Genomic DNA, 22,514 nt, shown 5'->3' with positions numbered 1-22,514 from the left:
TCCTTCGCAGAGACGGACGCCGTGGGGGCGGGTGGCGCGCGCGAGCCGCTCGGCCTGACGGGGATCGACGAGGGTGGCACGCCTGCCGGCGTCGGCGGGGTCGTGGTCGCGACCGGGTGGGAGGCGGCCGCCCTGGCGGGGGCGGTCCGCGCCGCGGGCACGGCGCTGGTGGCGGGCGCGGACCGGCCCGACGGCGAGGGCCGCTGGGCCTCCTGCGCCCGGACGGGGGTCTTGCGCGGGATCCTCTTCGCGGGCGCCGGCGACGACCCGGCGGGCCCCGCGGGAGCACCGCCGGGAGCACCGCCGGCGGCGGCCGCCGGTCGCTGAGGTAAGGCTTCTCCGGTGGGCTGGGGCGCCTCGGCGGCGCCGGCCCGATACGCGAACGCGAGAACGGCCAGGCCGACGCCCGCGGCGACGCTCACGCCCAACATCACCAGTCGCGACACCTCGCGACCCTCACAAGCAGGCAATGTGCACCTCCTCGAAGATCCATTTCGAGAATCGCCCACAAATCGTTGGTGTGCCTTGCGAATTCGTGACGTCTGATCTTTCGCCACCCGGGTCGCGCCGCCCGCTTTCGGGGTGAAGACGGTGCCCTCGTGAAAAGAATGTGCCAACGATGACAGCGCCGTTGACCAGCACCTACTGATGCTCATAGGTTTCACATCCTTGGATGGATGGAGGCACTATGAGGTTGAACAGAGGCGGGCGGGTGCTCGCCGCGGTCGCGACGCTGGTGGGGGCCGCGGCGGCTCCCCTGGTGGCGACCCCGCCGGCACTCGCGGTCACCAACCCGGCGAGTTATGTCAACACGCTCGTCGGCACCAACGGCGGCGAGACGTTCCCGGGCGCCGACACGCCCTACGGGATGGTGCAGTGGAGCCCGGAGAACACCGCCGGCAACCAGACCCGGACCGTGCGGCCCGGCGGCTACGGGTACAACGCCACCCGCGTCCGCGGGTTCAGCCTGACCCACATGTCCGGCACCGGCTGCGCGGGCGGGTCCGGTGACATCCCCTTCATGCCCTACGTCGGCGCCGTGAACTCGTCGCCGACGGCGGACACGACCGACGCCAAGTACGCGAGCAACTTCTCCCACGCCGACGAGACCGCCACCGCCGGCTACTACCGGGTGGGGCTCAGCTCCGGCGTCAACACCGAGCTGACCGCGACCACCCGCACCGGGTCGGGGCGCTTCACGTACCCCACCGGCAGCACCGCCTCGATGCTCATCCGCACGTCGAACTCCGAGGTCGGCAGCAGCGCCGCGACGGTGAACATCGACGCCGCCAACCGCACCATCAGCGGCTCGGTGACCAGCGGCAACTTCTGCGGCTACATCAACGCCGTCGGCCGGCGCAGCTACTACACGCTGCACTTCACGGCGGTCTTCGACAAGCCGTTCGCGAGCGTCGGCACCTGGCAGGACGGCACGCTGCGGGCCGGCACGACCAGCGCCTCCGGCGGCACGACCTACGGCACCGACGGCTGGCCGGTCGCCGGCCGGGGCTCCGGTGGCTACGTCACGTTCGACCTCAGCCAGGGCACGGCCGTCGGCGTGCGGGTCGGCATCTCGTACGTGAGCCAGGCCAACGCGCAGGCGAACCTCGCCGCCGAGAACCCGGCCGGCACCACCTTCGACACGGTGCGCCAGCGGGCCACCGACGCGTGGAACACCGAGCTCGGCCGCATCGACGTCACCGGTGGCACCACCGCCCAGCTGCAGACGTTCTACACCGCGCTCTACCACGCGCTGCTGCACCCGAACGTCTTCAGCGACACCAACGGCCAGTACGTCGGCATGGACCAGCAGGTGCACTCGGCGGCGAGCGGCCACGCGCAGTACGCGAACTTCTCCGGCTGGGACGTCTACCGCGGGCAGGTGCAGCTGATCACGCTGCTGCGTCCCGACGTCGGCGCCGACATCGCCCAGTCGCTGCTCAACCAGGCCACCCAGAACGGCGGCGTCTGGGACCGGTGGACACACAACCAGGGCGGCACCCACGTGATGACCGGCGACCCGGCGCACGCGGCCGTGCCGAGCATCTACGCGTTCGGCGGCACCGGCTTCGACGCGACCGGCGCGCTCAACTCGATGGTGCACGCGGCGACCACCGTCACCGCGGCGGACCTCAGCCGGGACGGCTGGAACGTCATGGTCGTCGGCGAGCGCCCCTCGCTGGACAAGTGGCTGTCCATCAACTACATCCCCGCCAACGGCAACGCCTGGGGCGGCGCCGGCGAGACCCTTGAGGACTCGGTCGCCGACTTCGGCGTGTCGCAGCTCGCCCAGCGGCTCGGCAGCACCACCACCGCCTCGCAGTTCCTGGCCCGCTCGCAGTACTGGAAGAACGTCTACAACCCCGGCAACGGCGGCTACATCCAGGACCGTAACGAGAACGGCACCTGGCCGTCCTTCAGTCCAGGCAGCTCCAACGGCTTCGCCGAGGGCAGCGCCGCGCAGTACACCTGGATGATCCCGCACAACGTCCGCGGCCTCTTCGACAAGATGGGCGGCAACGCCACCGCCGTCAGCCGGCTGGACAGCTTCTTCCACAACAGCGACGGCAGCTGGGCCCTGACCGGCGCCGGCGGCACCAAGTCCGAGATGGACAACGAGCCGTCGATCGGGGTGCCGTGGCTCTACAACTTCGCCGGCCGCGCGGACAAGGCGCAGCAGACGATCCGCCAGGTGCTCAACGCCCTGTGGGCGCCGACCCCGTCCGGCATCCCCGGCCAGGACGACCTCGGCGCGATGTCCGCCTGGTACGTGTGGTCCGCCATGGGCATGCACCCGCTGACCCCCGGCCGCGCCGAGCTGCTCCTGTCCGCGCCGCTCTTCCCGGGCATCACCGTCAAGCGCGGCAACGGCAAGACGATCACCATCACCGCGCCCGGCGCCGCCACGTACGTGCAGAGCCTCACCGTCAACGGCACCGCCTCCACCCGGGCGTGGCTGCCGGAGTCCTTCGTCGCCAACGGCGGGACACTGGCGTTCACGGTCGGCACCACCGCCAACCCGTCATGGGGCAGCGCTCTTGCCGATGCCCCACCGTCGTTCGACACCACGGTCACGCCGCCGGCCACGAACCTGGCGCTGAACCGGCCCGCCACCGGCTCCGCCGCCTGCAACACCAACGAGGGCCCCGCCAAGGCCGTCAACGGCAGCGTCTCGGGCGGCACCAGCGACAAGTTCTGCTCGACCGCGGCGACGAAGTACCTCCAGGTCGACCTCGGCAGCGCCAAGGCGCTCACCTCGGTGACGGTCCGCCACGCCGGCGCCGGCGGCGAGAGCGCCACCTGGAACACCCGCGACTTCGACGTGCAGGTGTCCTCGGACGGGACCACGTGGACCACGGTCTCCCAGGTCCGCGGCAACACGGCGAGCGTCTCGTCGCACACGTTCACCGCGACCGCCCGCTACGTGAAGCTCAACATCATCGCCGCCGAGCAGGGCTCCGGCGGCGCGACCCGCATCTACGAGTTCGAGGTGTACTGACAGCTCACCGGCCGGCCTCGCGCAACCGCGCGGGGCCGGCCGCCCGTCGCCGCTGCGGGACGAAGAGCCACGCACTCGCCTCGCCCGCTCCACGTTTGTCCCAATGCCGGACAGGAAAGTCCCGTTCAGCTACGTAGGCGTCCTGCGTTGGTGCGCCTCGAGCGTGGCTCGCTTGATGAAGATACGGTAACTGTCACTCCGGCGATCCGCATTCTGCATGGGGTCGACCCTGAATTCATCGTCCGCAATGTCCGAAATTTGAACTCCGAAATCATTGAGCAGGCGCAGTGCAGCCTCATTCTTGACGTCGGTGAGTACGTCACCACGGGCGAGCAGGAACCATTCGCCACCATTGTCCATGCGCGGACGCCACCCTTCTCCGATTTTAGGCACACCGCACTAGCGACGCCGCCGCATGGAATGTCTCATGATATCCAGCGCCCACTGCTCGGCCCCTGCATGGTCGGCCGGGGCCTCAAAAACGGCATGGGCCAGCTCGTGACCGATGGTCAATGCGGCTGTACGCGGCGAGCGCAGCGCCATATCCGTGAGGTCAGTGGTCGACCTCCCACCCGGTGTCCGAATCACCCTGTCTGCAAAATTGAAATGGGTCCAGGCGTACCTGTTTGGCTCCCAATACGGGTCATCCCTGGGAATGTATCGCAAGTCCATGCTCTGCGTGCCGATTCCATAAGATTCGGCAGCTGCCCTTGCCTCGTCGACCGTCAGCGGCGGCCCGTCATAGGTGTCCTGCTCGGCAGTGCAGGAGCAGGAAATTCCGTTTGGTGCCTGACCCGAACCACAGTTGTGAACGAGTACCGACGCTTCACCAGCAACCACATAGTACGTGTGGACATCGGCGACGGTGAGGTCGTGCATGATCCGCGTGGCGTTAAGAAGCGTGATGCCGAGGACGACCGCCACCTTGCCGTCAAGCGTGTGGACGCGCTCGCCCGGCAACAGATCCGCTGCGTCCACCCACGTTCCGCGCGTCTCGGACCAGAACGGATGCCGCTGCGTGGTGCTCATGGTCTCGATGCCGTCGTCGACGGCGATGATGACGTCGACCAAGTCGCTGTCCAGGTTGACATGCTTGCGCGTCACCACCCGCGCAGTCGTGTCACCGGTCTCCGGGTCGGTGGCGAGTACCTCGTCACCTGCTTGAACGTCGCCGATGGGTTCAGTGGAACCATCGGCCATGCGGACCGGTGTGTCCGCATCAAAGCTGTGCTTCCGGCATCTGCGGCCGCCCGAATTGCCGGCATTCGCCGCACCGCCGGCCGCATTACTCGCCTCGTCGGCCACGCCACCCGCGGCGTTGTCGGCCTTCTTGGCGCCGGCGCCGATGTTGGCGGCGAGTTCGTCGGCCTTCTTCCTCGCCGCGGCGATGAGGTCGTCGGTGCGTTTGATGACGTCGTTGGCGATCTTCATCGCCTTTTGCCACGACTGGTAGGCGGAGAACGCCCGTTCCACGCCCTTGACGATCGACTTGAGTGACTTCAGGACGCGGCCGGACGGGAAGAGGCCGATCAGCGCGTTCACGCACGAGCTGACCTTGCCGGATCTGATGCAGTCGACGATGTCGGTGATGCCGAGGAAGTCGAGGAGGAACGCCAGCCCCTGTTCGAGGATGATGTCCATCAGTGACTTCTTCTTGGTGGCCTCGGCCTCGGCGCGCTCGGCCAGTTCCTTCGGCGTGAGACCGGTGCCTTCGGCCGGGGGGTACAGCTTCATCTCGTCGGCGGTCTGGTGGGTCGGGTCGCCCGGGAACGCCTCGCCGGTCGGGTCGGCGTTCACGATCGGGGCGTTGTTGCCGTAGGCGTAGCCGTTGAGCCGCTGCGGGTCCTGCGGGATCGTGAGCGGGTCGACGGAGATGAAGCGGCCCAGGGTCGGGTCGTACTCGCGGGCGCCGAGGTGGGTCAGGCCGGTCGACTGGTCCTTCGTGCCACCGATGAAGCCCTTGTCGCCGGGCCAGCCGACGACGGCCGCGCCGCGGTCCTCGCCGAACGGGGTGGCGCGCCGCTTCTGGAAGGTGCCGGTCGACGCGTCCATCGCCAGGGTGGCGGTGCCGTGCGGGTCCGATGCCAGGTAGGTGAGCTTGTTGTCGTCGGTGCGCACGGCGACGGTCATGCCGCCGTGGCTGTAGTAGCGGGTCGCGGTGTTGACGCCGCTGGTGCTCTTGTGGATCTCCTGGCCGGGCAGGTAGAGCGTGGTGCCCGTGTCGTCGCGGCGGATGAGGCGACTGCCCGCGGCGTCGTTGAGGTACTCGGTGATCTTCGTGCCCTCGGTGACCGTGGCGAGCTTGCCCTCGGAGTTCCACTTGAGGGTCTGCGTGCTGCCGCCGACCACCCGCTGGGTGGTGTTGCCGGAGGCGTCGTACTGGTACGAGGTGAGGGTGCTGCCGCCGACGGTGGTGCTGCCGAGCTTGTGCCCGGTGCCGTAGACGTAGTGCTTCGTCGGCTCGCCGGGCAGCTCGTGCTTCTGCTCGGTCGTGCGGTTGCCGGTCTTGTCGAAGGTGTAGCTGCTCCAGTACGGCGCCGGACCGCCCAGGTTGGCGGTGGTGCGATTCGCGGTGGTGCAGTCCAGCGTGGCGGGTGTCCACGCCTCGGTCATCCGCCGCAGGTAGTCGTACTGGAAGCACTGGTGGTCCTGCGGCTGGCCGGTGAGGGCCGGCTGGTCCGACACCGACGTGACGTTGCCGACCGCGTCGTAGGTGTACTTCGCGTTGTAGGCGGACGCCCCACCGTTCGGCCGGGCCGACGACGTGAGCAGCCGGCGGGTCGCCTCCTCGTAGGTGAACTGCAACAGCATCGAGCGGTTGCCGGCGCCGGTGGCGCCGACGGTCACGCTGAGCGGTTCGGCGAAGGAGTTGTAGGCGCTCGCCTGGACGTAGGAGGAGGCGCCGGCCAGGGAGATCGGCAGACCCCAGGTGTTGTACCCGTAGGTCAGCGTCTCCGCGGCGAGGCTGCCGGCCGCCGGGAGCTTCGTCGTCTTCGGCGAGCCGTCGAAGTTGAAGGTGTGCTCGTACGTATAGGTGCCGGCGAGACCGCCCTCGATCATGGGGATGCCGACCGACGTCTTGACCGGCCGCATCGCGTGGTCGTACTCGACGACGGAGTTCCGGTACTCGTCGGCGCCGACCCAGCGCGACGACGACGTCAGCAGGCCCTTCTTGAGGGTGTCGTACGTCCAGGTGGCGAGGCGCTTCTCCGGCGTGCTCGTCACGTCCTTGAGCTCGAGCGGGCGGCCGACCGTGTCATAGGTGATGCCGAGGGCGTAGTTCCGTGCGTCGATGGTCTTGACGACCTCGCCGTACTGGTTGTACTCGATCTTCGACGTGCCGCGGTCCGGCTCCCGGGTCTCCTTCGTGCGGTGCAGGTCGTCGTAGAAGTACTCCCACGTGTTGCCGGCGGAGTCCTGGACGACGCTCTGCTGGCCGTCCTTGGCGTAGCTGTACTTGGTCTCGTCGTAGCTGGTCGGGTCCGACGGGGTCGGCACGCCGGTCTTGTACTGCCAGAGCTTCGACACCCGGCCCTGCGGGTCGTAGGTGACCGTGGCGGCGCCCGCGCCGGCCGGCGGCGTCGTGCTGATCTGGTCGCCGTTGTACGTGGTCGTCGTGCGCCACTTCTCGAACAGGCCAGACGAGTTGTGCCCGAACAGGATCTCGGCGGTGACGCGGCTGGCGCCGTCGTAGGTGGTCTGGATCTGGTTCGGCAGCGACGCGTCTGCCAGCGGCAGGTAGCTGAAGCCGGAGGGCGCGTCGTTGTTGATCGGCCCGGAGCGCTTCACGATGCGGTTCTGGCTGTCGTAGTCGATCGTGTTGACCGAGCGCCCGCCGTTGGCGCTGGCGATCTGGGTCTGCCGCAGCCGCAACAGGCCGTCGTAGATCTCGTACTTCGAGGTGTACTGCGGGGCCAGGGTCCCGGCCGGGGAGCCGGTGACCTGTGACGGTGACTGCAGCGTCGTGGACATGACGACCGGCGGGGCGTTCCGCTGGATGAGGTACTGGTAGGTGGTGTTCGGGGTGTCCACGCCGCGGATGCGGGTCGGCCCCCAGACCTTGAGCACCCGGCCGAGCGCGTCGAGCTCGACCTCGGTCTTGACGTCACCCTGCGCGGTGGCGTTGCTCGAGTCGCCGTTGACGACCGGGGCGCCCCACGCGGGGTCCGAGTCGAGGTAGGTGACGTGGCCGATCGGGTCCGTCGTCGTGATACGGGTGATCGGGCCGTTGCCGGAACGGGTGTAGTCCGTGTGCGTCCAGTTCTGTTTGACGTCGTACGAGTCGGTCATGTTGCCGCCGGCGTCGTAGACCGTCTTCGACTTCGTCTGGTAGGTCACGCTGCTCGCGTTGGCGCCGGTGAAGCCGTTGAACTCGTCGACGCGGGTCACGAGACCGCGGGCGCCGACGTAGCCGAGCGTGTCGGACCCGTCGTAGTAGGTGCGACTGTCGGACAGCACATCCGCCTTCGGCGGGTCGGCCACCGAGCATGCGGCGCTGAGCTTCTGGGCGCGGACCGGCCGGTTCGGCAGGTACGCGACGCTGCTCGACGCGAACGTGTACTTCGTGCACTCGTCGTCGTTGACGTCGCCGACGACGCCCATGTTGTGCACGGCGGTGATCGTGCCGTCCGCGGCGAGGGTGTTGACGACCCGCGTCTCGCGGACGTTCGTCGGGCTGAGATAGGTGAACGAACTGGTGGCCGTGGTGGCGACCTTGGTGGCGTTGATGACGCCCCACGGCCGGGTCTGCGACGCGGTCGCCGCGGAGACCCAGAAGTCGGCGATGGAGGTGCTGAGCCTGGTCGTGGCGTCGAGGAACTGGGTCGTCTCCCGGGTCATGCCGGTGAAGCGGTCCTCGTCGGGGACCGACCCGCCTCTGGAGTCGGTCACGTTGACCGTCTTGAAGACGCCGGCCGTGGCGGTGCGGTCGCCGTGCATGCCGCGGTAGAACCGGGACTCGGTCTTGCCGCGGGTGCCGTCGACGCCGTCGCCGGTGTAGGTGACGACGGTGCCGTAGCCGCGCCACTGCGACCAGGTCTTGTCCTCCTCGGGGGTGATGCCGTCGAGCTCGTCGAAGCGCCAGGCGGCGTCGCCGACGTAGTCGTAGTCGGTGACGACCTGGGTCACCGCGGGCACCGTGTAGCCGGAGACCGACTGCGTGACCCTGTCAACGATGTACTTGTGGAAGTAGTCGATCCGGTTGGGGTACGCGTCGTCGCTGCCCTTCACCGGCATGCAGCGCTGGGTGTTGGTGGCCGGTGACGCCGGGAGGTTGGTGCGGGAGCAGTTCGTCGGCGCGTAGCGGACCGCGAGGGTGCCGCCGTTCTCGTTGGTGATGCCGATGATGCGGCGCCAGTTGAGTGGTGCGATGTTGTTGGCGAGGTCGTCGACCCGGTTCGGCATGAACGTGCCGTCGAAGGTGACCTCGGGCATGACGATCTCGGGTGCGGCGCCGCGGCCGGTCTGGGTGATCCCGTCGAGCCACAACGCGTAGCCGGTCGCGGCGTCGCCGCTGACGTAGGAATGGCGCAGCGTCCAGCGGTCGACCGGCCGATAGCCGACGCCGTTGTTGTTCAGGACCTCGGTGTCGACCTGCTTGAGCCGGCGCTTGGTGAAGAAGGCCGGGGAGAACGTCTGGGTGCACGGCGCCGCCGAGCAGTTGAGGTCCATCGGCGTGTCCGGCCAGTTCCACGCGTCGTTGCAGTTCGTGTTCGGCAGGCACCGGTCACCGGTCTCGAACAGCACCCGGGCCAGGGCCGGCGTGCTGGTGACGGCGTTGCTGCGCTGGCCGTACTCGATGCGCTTGAGGTTGCCGCCGCGGGTGTACCAGTCCGGGCTGTTCGCCTCGCCGTAGCGGGCGTACTTGTTGGTCTCCGGGTCGTAGAAGTACGACATGGTGTTGCCGTTGACGTCCACGACGTAGTCGACGTTCCACTTGTACCCCTGCCGACAGGCGGAGTTCTGGAACGACGACTGGTAGCAGGCCTCACCGGGGTGGTTGCCGTACACCGGCAGCGTGAACGTCGACTGCGTCGTCTCGCCGCCGCTCCAGCCGGGCAGCCGGTTGTAGCCGAGGTAGTACTGCGTGCCGTCCGGCGACGTGAACTTCCAGTACTCGCCGTTGTCGTCGTCGTTGCCGCGCCCGGCGTCGAACAGCTGCTCGACGATCGAGCCGTCGTCGTCCTTCAGTTTCCAGAAGTTCGTGGTGCCGACCCGGACGAGCTCGGAGGAGTGGCCGTTGAGCGAGATCGTCGCGTTGTCGGAGAACCAGCACATGTCGCCGGTCGGGCGGGTCTTGTTGTTCGCCGCGCCCTCCATGTCGCTGGCGCACGGCTTGTAGCGGCGCTCGATCTGCCCGGGCGAGAACTCGAAGCCCATGCCGATCCACGACGTCTGGTTGTTGGCGGCGTTCGTACGACCGTCGACGCCGCTGGAGGCGTAGGACAGGCTGATGCTCGGGCTCGGCCCGCCGTTGGCCGGCGGCACCCGCAGCGGGTAGGACCAGGTGAACTCGCCGGTGGCGCCGCCCGCACCCCACGACGACGAGGTCGTCAGCGACGTGGCACCGAAGTTGCCGGCGCTGCCCTGGACGCCTGCCTGGACGGCGAGCAGCTTGGTCGCGCCGCCGGCGAGGGTCACGTCACCGCCGATGCGCGCCGCCCCGGTGTCGTTGGTGGCGGCCAGCTTCCGGCCGGTCCGGCAGGCGCTCAACTCGGGGGTGGTCGCAGCGCAGTCCGGGAGCTCGACGAGGCGCAGCCGGGAGTTCCAGGCGCCGCCGTACGCAGCACGGAAGCCGCTGTAGTCGATCTCGACCGCGATCTTGTCGGTGCTCATCGCCCGGTCCGGCCGGGACACCCGCAGCAGCAGACCGTCCACACCGGACTTCGCGGTGCGGGCCCGGTCGTACACCTCCACCTGCACTGCCTGCGGGCCCGCCAGCGGCACCTTGCGCAGGTCCTCCCGCACGTCGCCGCGGGCGTCGCCGACGAAGACCGGGCTGCCGCCCGCCCGCGTCGGCCCCGCCTTGGCCGGGCTAACGACGTCGGCGTTGGTCCGCGCCGGCTCCGCCGCGAGACGCCGCGCGGCCAGGTCGACCGTCGAGGTCTCGGCCTTCGGCCACACCACCGGCGGGCTCGCCTTGAGGGCGATGTCCTGCTCGGCGTCGGCGATCGGCTTGACGACGTTCCTGCGGCTCTTGTCCTCCGGGACGATCCGCTCGACCTGGTTCGGCTGGGCCGCGAAGGGGTCGACCGGCGCGGCGTGCGCCGGCAGGACCGACACGGCACCGCCGGCGAGTGTGACGCTGAGCACCCCGATGAGCGTCGAGACAGCCCAGCGACGTCGGCGACCGCGCTGACGAGCCGGCGGAACTTCGGGCCGCACAACAGAAACCACAGACCAGGCCACGGCATCCTCCCCGTTACGAGCCGTAGAGCGATACCTCACGGAGAGGGGTCGCCGCTCGATCATGCATGTGCATGTGGAGATCCGCAAGACATTGAAATTTTTATGCATATCGTTCTAGGCTCCGGCACGACGACACCGCGGAGCAGTGCAGCCGGCCCTCCAGCCAGCGCATATGCACCCGGCCGGTGTCGACGTCATGAACAGCGGATGTCGTGTGGGTCGCCCAACGGGCGACCCACACGGCGTTGCGGGCGCGGCGACAGGCACCCACGGGGAGGGCACTCATATGGCGACACAGGGGACGCGGCACAGCCGTGGCCGGCGATGGCCGGTCTTGTCCATCGCGGCGGTTCTGGCCGCCGCGGCAGTGATCAACTGGCCGCAGTTCGACCGGCCGGAGCCGTCGGCGTCGCAGCCGCCGGTCGCCGGGCGGCAGGCCCAGCAGCAGCCGGGGGCGACGGCGGCCGACGTGCCGACCGCGCAACGGTTCACCGAGGCCAAGCGCACCAGCCGGCCCGTCGAGATCCTCGAGCGGCGCACCGAGACGACCGAGTACTTCGCGAACCCGTCCGGCACGTACACGATGCGGCAGTACACCGTGCCGGTGCGGGTCAAGCAGGGCACGACGTGGGTGCCGGTCGACCTGACCCTGCAGCGCGCCCCCGGCGGCGGCGTGCACTCGAAGGCCGGCCCGGTCGACGTGACGTTCTCCGGCGGCGGCAACGGCGACGTCGTCCGCGTGCGGGACCACGGCCGCGAGTTCACCCTGACCTGGCCAAAGGCGCTGCCCGCGCCCCGGCTCGACGGCGACTCGGCCGTCTACCCCGACGTGCTGCCCGGCGTCGACCTGCGGGTCACCGCGCAGCGGACCGGCTTCAGCAAGCTCTTCGTCGTGAAGGACCGCGCAGCCGCCGACAGCGCGGCGTTGCGCAGCCTCACGTTCGGCGTGAAGACGAAGGAGCTGAAGCTCACCGGTCGTGCGGACGGCGGGTTCGTCCTGAAGGACCGCGAGGGCAACCAGGTCTTCGCCGGCGACGCACCGTCCATGTGGGACACCCCGCTGCTGCCCGCCGACGCAACCGAGGAGCAGCGGCTGCAGGCGCAGCCGGCCCACACGGCGACGGCGGGCTCACGCGTCACCGGCCACGACATCACGATCGTCCCCGACCGCGCGATGCTCGCCCGGTCGGACCTCAACTTCCCGGTGTTCGTCGACCCGTCCGCGATCGTGGTCACCAACGGCAACTGGACCCACATCAACCAGGCCAACGGCAGCAAGTCCTACTGGTCGGAGGACCGCGACCGGGCGAAGGTCGGCTACTCGTACTGGGCCTCGACGAAGACGCCGTGGCGGTCGTTCTTCCTCTTCGGCACCCCGACGCTGAGCGGCAAGCAGATCACCCGATCGACGTTCTCCATCACGCTGGACCACTCCGGCAGCTGCAATGACACGCTCGTCTACCTGTACTCCACCGCGAACGTGTACAGCTCCAACGCCGTCACGTGGAACAACTCCTCCGGCAGCGGCACCTGGAACTGGCACCTCGGCGCCCAGTCCGGCCACGCCAACCAGGGCAACGGCTGCGCCGGCGGCAACCAGCCGGACATGAACATGTACTGGTCGAGCGACCAGTACCCGGCGATCAACTCCGTCGTGCAGAACGCCGCCAACGGCGCCTACGGCGCGCAGATGACCTTCGGCCTGCGCGCCGCCGACGAGGGCGACCGGTACCAGTGGAAGCAGTTCATGCCGTTCAGCGCGGCGCTGACGGTCGAGTACAACAGCACCCCGAACGTGCCGTCGGAGCTCGACACCGTCCCGCCGTCGGGCTGCGGCTCCGAGCAGCGGCCCACCCGGATGCCCGCCGGGATGCTGACCCCGACGTTCACCGCGCTGCTCAACGACACCGACGCCAACACGCTGCACGGCGAGCTCAACGTGCTGCAGGGCGCCACCGAGACCGTCGTCTTCGCCGCCAAGACGTCCGGCGTCGCCAACGGGTCGTCGGCCGCCTGGCCGCAGGTGCCGGCCGGCACGCTCGCGGCGAACACGCTGTACTCCTACCGGGCCCGGACCAACGACGGCACCGGCGTCAGCGCGTGGAGCAACCGGTGCTTCTTCATCGTCGACAACCAGGGCCCCGATGTCCCGGTCATCGACCCGGCCGTGCGACCGGTGACCGACCCGGCCGGACCCGAGGACTTCCCGAACGGGGTCCCGGTCCGCAACACCGGCGAGTCCGGCAGCATCGCCTTCCGCCACGCCGCCGGTGACACCGACATCGCCGGGTACCGCTACGGCTTCGCCGCGGACAAGCTGACCGGCTGGGTGCCGGCGCAGGAGGACGGCAACGCGACGGTGCCCATCACGCTCTGGACGAACCCGGAGACCGGCTTCCCCGAGTCCGAGCTTTACGTGCAGGCCGAGGACCGGGCCGGCAACGTCAGCCAGACCACCGCCGGGCCGTACTACCTGGTCGCCAACGACACCGGTGCGGTGCCGGCCGCCAAGCGCGGCGACGTCAACGGCGACGGCAAGGGCGACATCTCCGCGATCATCGACGCGGGCGGCGACCGGCTCCGCGCGTGGACGCTCACCTCCGACGGCGCGGCCCCGGACGGCAACATCCAGCTGTCCACCCAGACCGTCGGGTGGGACACCGGCCGCGACGGCTCGTCGTTCGTCACCATGCGGTTCGTCAGCGGGGACTTCACCGGTGACGGCCTGAGCGACCATGCGCTGTTCCGGCAGGACCCGGACGGCCGGCTGCGGCTGTACCTGCTGCAGTCCAAGGGCAACCGGTTCGACGTGGTCGACGGCGTGCTGTGGACGAGCCCTGCCGGCGATCCGCTGTGGAACCTGGCCGGCATCAAGGCCCAGTCCGGCGACTTCGACGGCGACGGGGACACCGACATCGCCGTCCTGCGCGACAACGGCTCCGGCGGCTGGACCGCCTTCCGCTTCAACAGGGACCCGGCGACCGGCCAGTACGTCCCGACCCAGTGGTACACCCAGGCGAGCGGTTGGGTGTGGGGCCAGTACGACATGCTCACCGGCGACTTCGACGCCGATGGTTACACCGACCTCGCGCTGGTGAAGGAGGCAGGCAGCGGCATCACGAGCCTGCAGAAGTATCTGTCGAGCTCCACCGGCCCGCAGACCCCGCCTTCGCAGCTCATTTCGGTCGCCTACAACCGCAGCCGCTTCGTGGCGGGGAACTTCGACGGCGACACGACCAACGGCCGCGGACGCACCGACATCCTCGTGCTGACGGAGACGTCCTCGAACACGAGCAACCTCACCGTCGTCACCTCGACCGCCACCGGATCCACCGTCGGCGCCGCATGGCCGGTCGACACCGCGTTCGACTCGCGGAAGGTCAACCAGCTGCAGTCGGCCGACTTCAACGCCGACGGTCGCGACGACCTGGCGGCGTTCGCCGGCGGCCAGGTCGCCGGGGTGACGCAGCTTTGGACGGCGCTGTCCACGACCACCGGGTTCGCGGCGCCGACCATGCAGCGCACGTGGACCGTGTCGGAGAAGCCGGAACGCCGGGCCGCCTGGCGCTTCGACGAGACCGGCACCGGCGTCTCCGACGACTACGGCGACAACCCGGCCACCGTGTCCGGCGGCGCCGCCCGCGGAACGGGCCGCACCGTGCGCGCCGGCGACCGCAGCCTGGTGCTCAACGGCACGAACCAGTACGCGTCGACGACCCAGCCGGTCGTGCGCACCGACCGCGGGTTCAGCGTCGCGGCCTGGGTGAAGCTCGCCAGCACCGGCGGCTACTACACCGCGGTCGCGCAGGAGGGTGTGAACCAGCCCGGGTTCATCCTCGGCTACGCCCCCGGCCAGTGGCGGTTCCTGTTCACGGCGGCCGACAACACCACCCCGACCTACCTGGGCGCCATCGCGGCGGTCAACCCCGTGGCGGGGGTGTGGACACACATCGCCGGCGTCTACGACGAGAGCGGGCTCATGCGGCTCTACGTCAACGGCGTGCTGGCCGCCACCTCGTCCCCCCGGTCCACCGTCTGGAACGCCTACGGTCCCCTGCAGATCGGCCGGACGAAGCTCGGCACCTCCACCGGCGGCCAGGACTACTTCCCCGGCAGCATCGACGACGTCGACATCTTCGACCACGCCGCGACGGCGCACGAGATCGCCACCCTGGCGACGACCGGCACCGTCACCGGCAGCCCGACCGCGTCCAGCACCGTCACCGCCGGGCGCAGCCTCAACATCGCCAACGGATACAGCGACTTCCAGCGCGACGACTACGGCCACATCATCCGGTTCACGACCTCGGTGACCGTCGGCGTCACGATCGAGGACTGGGGTGGCAGCGCCGCGAGCCAGCCGGTGGTCTACCAGGTCGGCCCCGACCTGGACGTGTTCTTCCGCGGCACCGACAACCACCTGTGGAACTTCCGGTGGTCACCGGCGAACGGCCTGACCAAGACCGACTGGGGCGCCGGCGCGACGGGCGGCGTGAGCGGGTTCGCCTACAACGGCGAACGGCATGTCTTCACACCGGCCTCCGACGGCACCCTCCGGCACTGGTACCAGAAGCCCGGTCAGGCGCCGGCGTCCGAGACCTGGAACGGCACCCCGGCGGCGGAGGCGACCCCGTCAGCGTTCCTGACCACCGACAACCGCTTCGAGGTCTTCGTCCGCAACACCGCCAACCACCTCCTGTGGTGGGAGCAGCCCCGGACGATGACCACCGCACCGGCACCCGTCGCGTTCGCCGGCGCCCAGACGGTCGCCGGGGACCCCTCCGCCGTCGTCGTCGCCAACCAGATCAACGTCTTCGCCCGTGTCGGCACCGGCACCGGCGGCAAGCCGATCCACCGCTGGTACTTCACCAGCAGCGGTCCCTCGACCCCGATCAGCGACGTGACCTGGGGCGGCGGCGCGCTCGGACAACCGACCGCGGTGTGGTGGTGGACCAACGAGATCTGGGTCTACGCCCGGGGCACCGACGGCCACCTGTGGCGCTGGAACGGCCGCTCCGGTGCGCCGAGCACCATCACGTACACGTCCTTCGGCGGTGGCTTGCTCTCGTCGGGCTTCAGCGCGCCGAGCGTCCACACCGACGTCGGCGCCCAGCATTACATCTTCGACCACGGCCAGGGCGGCACCCTGCAGTACTGGTACTGGTACTACACCGGCGAGATCGGCTGGGGTGACTGGAGCGGCAACCTGGGCGTCCTCAGCCAGGGTTCGTAGTACACGCCGGTGGTGCCGGGATCCCCGATCGGATCCCGGCACCACCGGCGGGCACCGCCACGGCCCCGTGGGGCCGGTGGATGATTGCCGCACCGTGCGCGGCGCCTACCGGGTGCAGCCATCGACGGATAGGCTTGGCCGACCGTGAAACTGCGGCCGGCACCGAAAGGCAACTCTGTGACCGACGTCGATATGGATAACCGCGAGGTAATCACTGCGGACGGTCGCAAACTGTTCGTGGCGGCGTCCGGAGCGCCCGGCGGGACGCCGGTCGTGCTGCTGCACGGGACGCCCGGCAGCCGCTTCGGGCCGCGCCCCAGATCGAGTGTGCTCTACCGGCTCGGCGTCCGGCTGATCTCCTACGACCGCCCCGGCTACGGCGACTCCACCCGGCACCGCGGGCGGCGCGTGGCCGACGCCGCCGCCGACGTCGAGACCATCGCCGACGCGCTCGGCCTGGACCGCTTCACCGTCGTCGGGCGCTCCGGCGGTGGCCCGCACGCCCTCGCCTGCGCGGCCCTGCTGCCCGAGCGGGTGACCCGCACGGCGGTGCTGGTCGGCCTGGCCCCGCGCGACGCCGAGGGCCTCGACTGGTACGACGGGATGACCGAGGCCAACGTCGACGAGCACACCGCCGCCGACGCGGACCAGGCGGCGCTCACCGAGCGCCTGGACGAGCTGGCCCGCCGCACGGCCGACGACCCCGAGTCGTTCATGGACCTGCTCTGGGAGCAGATGACGGAGGCGGACCGGCGGGTGGTCAACGGCCTGCCCATCCGGCGGCAGTTCCTGGACACCTATCGCGAGGCGCTGCGCCGCGGCCCGTACGGGTGGATCGACGACGATCTCGCATTTCAGAACAACTGGGGATTCGCGTTCGAGGACATCACGGGACCGGTCCTGCTGTGGCACGGCGCCGACGACAATTTCTCGCCCGTGAATCACAGCCGCTGGCTGGCCGGCCGGATCCCGCACGCCGAAGTGCGGGTCCAGCTGGAGACCGCGCACTTCGGCGCCGTCGAGGCGCTGCCGGAGGTCCTGGTCTGGCTCGCCGCCGACCCCGTCCCGACCGGCGACGCGCTGTAGCCCGCCGCCGGGCGGCGGTCTTAGTACGGGTGCGGGTCGATGATCCGGTGGACCAGCTCCCGCCGGCGCAGCGCGTTGACGGTCGGATGCTGCTGACCCACCCGCTCCTCCAGCGCCGCGACCCGGTCGACGAAGTCTCCGCCGCCCACCTCGGCCAGCTGCCGCACCAGGCTCAGGTTCGCCTGGCAGCGCAGCGCGTTCGGGTGGTCGGGCAGCAGCACCACCTGCATCTGCTCGGCGACCCGCTCCAGGGTCTCCATGGCGTTGTCCAGCCCGCCTGGCGTCTCCGCGACGCAGACCGCCCAGTTCATCCGCGTCGACAGCGTGTACGGGTGCTCGTCGCCGAGCTTGCGGTGCAGCCCCTCGACGGCCTCCTCGGCGAGCCGCACCGCCAGCTCGTGGTCGCCCTGCGCCCGGGCCAGCAGCGCGAGGTTGCCGATGCAGACCAGCGTGTGCGGGTGCTCGTCGCCGAGGTTGTCGCGGTACGACTCGTACACGTCGGTCAGCAGCTCCCGGGACTCGGCGAACTTCCCGAGCGACAGCAGGGTGACCGCGAGGCTCAGCCGGCTGCTCAGCGCGTCCGGGTTGGTGCGGCCGAACGTGACGGACAGCTGGCTGCTGGCCGACTGCAGCAGCTCCGCGGCCTCCGCCGCACGGCCGGCGCTGTGCAGGGACACGGCCAGGTTGGTCTGGCACACGAGCATGCCCCGGGAGTCCTCGGCGCGGGTGACCTTGTACTGCTCGTACACCGACGCGAGCCAGTCGACGGACTGGTCGTAGTCGCCCGCGTCGCGGATGTCCCGGCCCAGGTTCGTCGCGGAGTACAGCGTGTACGGGTTGGACTCGCCGAGGATCGACTTGCGGGAGTTGTACGCCGCCTCGTCGCGGGCCCGGGCCTCGTGGAAGTCGCCCATGAGCCGGTAGGAGATGGCGAGGTTGCTCAGCGCCGCGAGGGTGCGCGGGTAGTCCTCGCCGAAGTCGTCCAGCCACGCCGCGTAGGTCGAGATGTCGGTGTCGAGGGCTTCCCGGTACCGGCCGAGACCACGCAGGTCGCGGGCGAGACCGCCGGCGGTCATCAGGGTGTGCGGGTGGCGCGCCCCGAGCAGCTCCTGCTGGGTGGCGAGGACCGCCTCGTCCAGGCGCAGCGAGTCGGTGAAGTTGCCCTGCGAGCCCAGGATGTTGGCGTGGTTGAACCGCAGGTGCAGCAGCTGCCGGTGCAGCGTGCGGCGCTGGTCCGGGTCCTCGGTCTCCTCCAGCATCTGCGACCAGATGGCGTCGAACTGCTCGGCGCTCTGCCGGGCGCCGACGAGGTCGCCGCGCAGCCACTGGTACCGGACCCGGTCGATCATCAGTGCGCGGACCGACTCGTCGTCGCTCAACGCGGCCTTCGTGACCTCAACGTGCGGCCACAGCATCCTGTACTGCGGCCACGCGTCCGGGTCGTCGACCTCCTGGTTCTTCGGCCGGGCGGCGGCCAGCACCCGGTGGACCTGCCGGCGGGTCTGGGTCAGCTCGTCCTCGCTCATGCGGATGCGCACGGCGTGCTGCAGGAGCCGGTGGACGAACACGGTGCCCGTGCGCTCCCGGCTGCCCGGCTCGCCGCGCAGGTCGAGCCGCAGCAGCGCGAGCCGGTGCACCTGCTGCACCAGCGACGCGCGGAACATGTAGTCGGACACGTTCGGGTCCAGCGGGCGCAGCGCCGCCGCGAACTCGTCGCTGTACACCAGGTCGAGCGCGATCTCCGGGGCGAACACCGAGCACATCTGCAGCAGCCGGTACGCGGCGGGCGAGCGCTGGTTGAGCCGCCGCAGCGACAGGTCCCAGGTCGCCTCGATCGGGGTGTCGGACTGCGGCTCGCGCAGCCCCCGCGGCCCGGACCGGGCGATGTGCACGAGGTACTCGTCGACCGCGTTGCCGGTGTCAGCGAGCCACGCGGCGGCGGCCGCCACCGCGATCGGCAGGTCGCCGAGCAGCTCGGCGATGCGCCCCGCGTCCACGTCCTGCATGGTCGGCACCCGCTGGCGCAGGTGCTGCTTGCTCTCGTCGCGGGTGAACACGTTGACCGGCAGCAGCTTGACCCGCTCGCCCCAGGTCGACATGCGCGACGTGATGATCACGTGGCCGGTGCCGGTCGGCAGGTACTGCTCGATGCCCGGGGCGTCCTCGGCGTTGTCGAAGACGATCAGCCAGCGCTTGTCGGTGTGCTGCAGGCTCTGCAGCACCGCGCGGGCGTACTCGGGCGTGGACTGCCGCGCCGGCACGCCCAGCAGCGTGCCCAGGTCGGCGAGCTCGGTCTCGATGACGTTCGACTGCTCGACGTTCATCCAGAAGATCACGTCGTAGGCGGCCCGGAACCGGTACGCGTACTCGATGGCGAGCTGGGTCTTGCCGATGCCGCCCATGCCCTGCAGCGCCACCGGCTCGTTGCCGGCGAGCACCACCGCGGTGCCGGCGCGCAGCTGGTCGCGCAGCTGGCGCAGGTCCTGCTCGCGGCCGGTGAACCGGATGTTGCGGCTGGGCATGCTGAAGACCAGGTTGTCCCGGCCCGGGAAGCGCGGCCCGCCGGCCACCTCCGCCTCGACGTGCTCCACGTCGGCGCCGATGAGCCGCAGGATCCTGTCCACGGCCACCTCGGCGGTGGCGCCGAAGACGGTCGCGGTGTTGGCCTGCGGGATGCCGGCGAGGCGCCGGACGTCGGCGACGTAGACGGCGAACGGCGCCCGGTCCGCGGCCCGGTCCGGGACCACGTGGGTCGCCTCGCGCTCGACGTTTGCCTGCGAGACCAGCACCAGGGTGCGGGTGAACCCGTCGACGGTGGTGTCCTTGGGGTCGCCGTCCCACGGGTCGATGACCTGGACGCCGGCCTGCTGGAGCACGTGCGTCACCCACTCCGCCCAGACGCGGTCCTGCCGCGCGTACCGCAGCAGCACCTCCCGCTCGGCGACCACGGCCTGCCGGATGAACCGGGCCCTGGTCCGCTGCCGGGTCACCTCGTCCATCGGCGGGAGGCTCGTCACGTCCCCGCTCGTGATCTGCGCGGTCAGCGCCTCGTAGGCGGCCAGCAGCGACGTGCGCACGCCCGGCTCGTCGCCGAAGACGGCGAGGACCTCCTCGTAGGCGTAGAAGGCGCGGTACGGGATCTCCACCTTCTTCCAGTACTCGCCGCGCTGGTCCGGGTCGAGGCCGACCGGCAGGCCGGCGAAGCGCTGGATGGCGACCCGGCGGCCGATGTCGGCCTTCTCCTGCTCCGACGGGTCGACGCGCATCGGCACCGGCAGGACCCTGATCTTGCGGTGCCGGCGGTCGACCAGCCGCGCCACGTCGGCGGCGCCGTCGATGCCCTGGTCGTTGAGGGTGAAGCAGGTGACGAGGGTGTCCGGCAGGTGGATCGTGCAGATGTCGGCGACGTCGCTGAAGCCGGTGCGGCTGTCGATGAGCGTGTAGTCGTAGTGCCGCTTCATGTCCGCGCGCAGCGCGTCGAGGAACAGCCCGCCGCGCTGCCGCTCGTAGAACGCGTCCCAGTCCATCGCGGCGAGGTTGCTGGAGTAGTCGTTGTTCTGCTGGCCGGCGGACAGGAAGTCCAGCGTGCCCTCGTCGGGGAAGCCCGGCCAGCGCAGCGAGAACGAGTACTTCTGGACCCGCGCGTACTCCTCGTACCAGCGCTCGTCGTCGCCGCGGTGCCGGGTGGTCGCCCACTCGTACTCGCGGATCATCTCGATGACGCCCTCGGTGCTGTCGAGCGCGGCGCGGTCCAGGAACGGGCTGAAGTACCGGGCGAGGCCGGGCGACTCCAGGTCCCAGTCCACCACGAGCACCCGCTTGCCGTTCGCGGCGAGGATCCAGGCGACGTTGGCCAGCGCCATCGTCCTGCCGGTGCCCCCCTTGTACGAGTAGAAGGTGATGACCTTGCCGTCACGGTGGTCACTCATGCTTCCTCACCCTCGCTGGAGGACGGTGTGCCACGCCCGGCCTCCGGCCGGCCGAGGCGGGGCCTGGTGCCGGGCGGGCTGGCCGGCGCGTAACTGGGTCCGTTGTTCATGTACTCGCGGCGCATGCGGCTGACGATCTCGGGCATCTCGCTGCGCCAGCTCGCCACCGTGGTGAACCGGATGAACCGGTCGGTCCGGCGCAGCAGCGACTCGAGCTGGCTGAGGTACCGGGTGCCGTGCGGCTCGAACCGCGGGTGGTGCTCGTCGACGACCGCCGCGATCGTCACCCACGAGTACGGGCAGCGCAGCGTCGAGCGCACCAGGTCGCGTCCGCCCGGGGTGGCGAGGATCCACGGATCGATGAGGATCATGCCAGGGTAGTCGCGGTACATCGAGTCGTCAGCGGTGTAACCGACCACGTCCACCGGTAACCGCAGCCGGTCGGCCTCGGCGGCGACCTCGTCCGCGACGGCGTGCCCGCCCGCGAACGGCTTCCAGTGCTCGGCGCGCAGGCCGTAGCCGTGCGCGGTGCCGCGGCCGTCGGGCAGCGGCAGGTCGCCGCTGGTCGGTGCGAGGACCGCGATGGTGAACGGCGCGGTCGGCCACACCCGCACCCGGTAGGCCTCGACCATGTCCACGGTCTGCGTCGCGACGAGCGGGGACCGGTCGGCGATGCGCACGACCTCCTCCGCCATCCGCCGCAGCACGCGCTCGTACTGCTTGCGGAACGTGCCGATCCGGCACAGGACGCTCAGCCCGTTCATCACGTACTCCGGCACGTCCTCGGCGAACCGGCGCGCGTCGGCGACCTCGGCCCGGTAGACGTTGCCCGGCAGCGGCGCCCACAGCACCGGCAGGATGTGCTCCTCGGCGGGCGTGCCGTTCGCGGCCGACGCGAGCCGGCCCATGAACGTCGCCCGGTCGCTGCGCGCCTCGCGGCTGACGAGGTACTTCTGCGAGTACAGCGCGACGAAGACGTCCGCGGACGCGAGCGCGGCCTGGATCTCCGCCTGCCGGTCACGGTCGGCGGGCACGGCCACGTCCGCGAAGCCGATCGGGGTCTTGCCCGGGCCGACGATCGCACGGATGTGCTGCACGAGATCCTCGTAGAACTGCTTCACCCAGTGGTCCGGGGTGACCATGGCCGCCGTCGCGCGAGGGCGGGCATAGCTGAGGTAGAAGTACCGGCGGACAGGCTCGTCGACGCCGTCGTCCGGCTGGCTCACGGGGCGCGCTCTGACATCACTCGAGGCACTCCCGTCGTCACCCGGCGCAAGGTACGACCAGAGTAAATGCGTGACTCAACCTCACGCCACCCTCACGAAGCGGCGTGGGCTACGCGAAACTACGGCTGGTTCGT

General features: G+C 70.1%; 8 protein-coding genes. 4 read left to right on the top strand and 4 right to left on the bottom strand.

Going from position 1 to position 22,514, the window contains the following annotated elements; translation table 11 throughout:
- The first annotated feature begins 21 nt into the window (after positions 1-21).
- Both ABD332_RS49540 and ABD332_RS49535 read left to right on the top strand, forming a co-directional pair.
- Positions 22-327 (top strand): hypothetical protein, encoded by a 306-nt coding sequence (locus ABD332_RS49540; protein ID WP_344512240.1) that lies wholly within the window; start codon positions 22-24, stop codon positions 325-327.
- A 361-nt stretch (positions 328-688) separates the two neighbouring features.
- Positions 689-3,499, top strand: a complete 2,811-nt coding sequence (locus ABD332_RS49535) for a GH92 family glycosyl hydrolase (RefSeq protein WP_344512238.1) — start codon at positions 689-691, stop codon at positions 3,497-3,499.
- Positions 3,500-3,628: 129 nt separating this feature from the next.
- On the opposite strand, the gene ABD332_RS49530 is transcribed toward ABD332_RS49535, so the two are convergent.
- Both ABD332_RS49530 and ABD332_RS49525 read right to left on the bottom strand, forming a co-directional pair.
- The gene (locus ABD332_RS49530; RefSeq protein ID WP_344512236.1) at positions 3,629-3,859 is read right to left on the bottom strand and encodes a hypothetical protein; all 231 of its coding nucleotides are present in this window, start codon (positions 3,857-3,859) and stop codon (positions 3,629-3,631) included.
- Between the two features lie 39 nt (positions 3,860-3,898).
- Positions 3,899-10,810 carry a polymorphic toxin-type HINT domain-containing protein gene (locus ABD332_RS49525; RefSeq protein WP_344512234.1) on the bottom strand — a complete coding sequence of 2,304 codons (6,912 nt, stop codon included), beginning with the start codon at positions 10,808-10,810 and terminating at the stop codon, positions 3,899-3,901.
- A gap of 430 nt (positions 10,811-11,240) precedes the next feature.
- Between ABD332_RS49525 and ABD332_RS49520 the strand changes: the two genes are divergently transcribed.
- A complete protein-coding gene (locus ABD332_RS49520; RefSeq protein WP_344512232.1) occupies positions 11,241-16,139 on the top strand; it encodes a LamG-like jellyroll fold domain-containing protein in 4,899 nt (1,632 codons plus the stop codon).
- A 237-nt stretch (positions 16,140-16,376) separates the two neighbouring features.
- A complete protein-coding gene (locus tag ABD332_RS49515) occupies positions 16,377-17,225 on the top strand; it encodes an alpha/beta fold hydrolase (protein ID WP_344512230.1) in 849 nt (282 codons plus the stop codon).
- Positions 17,226-17,245: 20 nt separating this feature from the next.
- Here ABD332_RS49515 and fxsT read toward each other — a convergent pair whose 3' ends face one another.
- Together fxsT and ABD332_RS49505 are read right to left on the bottom strand one after the other, a co-directional pair.
- Entirely contained in the window at positions 17,246-21,154 is a 3,909-nt protein-coding gene (gene fxsT / locus ABD332_RS49510; RefSeq protein WP_344512228.1) for an FxSxx-COOH system tetratricopeptide repeat protein, read from the bottom strand.
- Positions 21,151-22,380, bottom strand: coding sequence for a TIR-like protein FxsC (locus ABD332_RS49505; protein WP_344512226.1), 1,230 nt, complete (start codon positions 22,378-22,380; stop codon positions 21,151-21,153). The genes fxsT and ABD332_RS49505 overlap by 4 nt, the downstream gene beginning before the upstream one ends.
- Positions 22,381-22,514: the final 134 nt, after the last annotated feature.

Source organism: Dactylosporangium maewongense (genome assembly GCF_039531485.1).
Lineage (GTDB): Bacteria > Actinomycetota > Actinomycetes > Mycobacteriales > Micromonosporaceae > Dactylosporangium > Dactylosporangium maewongense.
Note: the sequence above shows the minus strand (reverse complement) of the source record. Positions and strands in the feature narration are given on the sequence as shown.

Excerpts from the sequence above, each read along its gene's own strand:
- fxsT (WP_344512228.1), bottom strand. The coding sequence starts at position 21,154 with ATGAGTGACCACCGTGACGGCAAGGTCATCACCTTCTACTCGTACAAG.
- ABD332_RS49530 (WP_344512236.1), bottom strand. The coding sequence starts at position 3,859 with ATGGACAATGGTGGCGAATGGTTCCTGCTCGCCCGTGGTGACGTACTC.
- ABD332_RS49535 (WP_344512238.1), top strand. The coding sequence starts at position 689 with ATGAGGTTGAACAGAGGCGGGCGGGTGCTCGCCGCGGTCGCGACGCTG.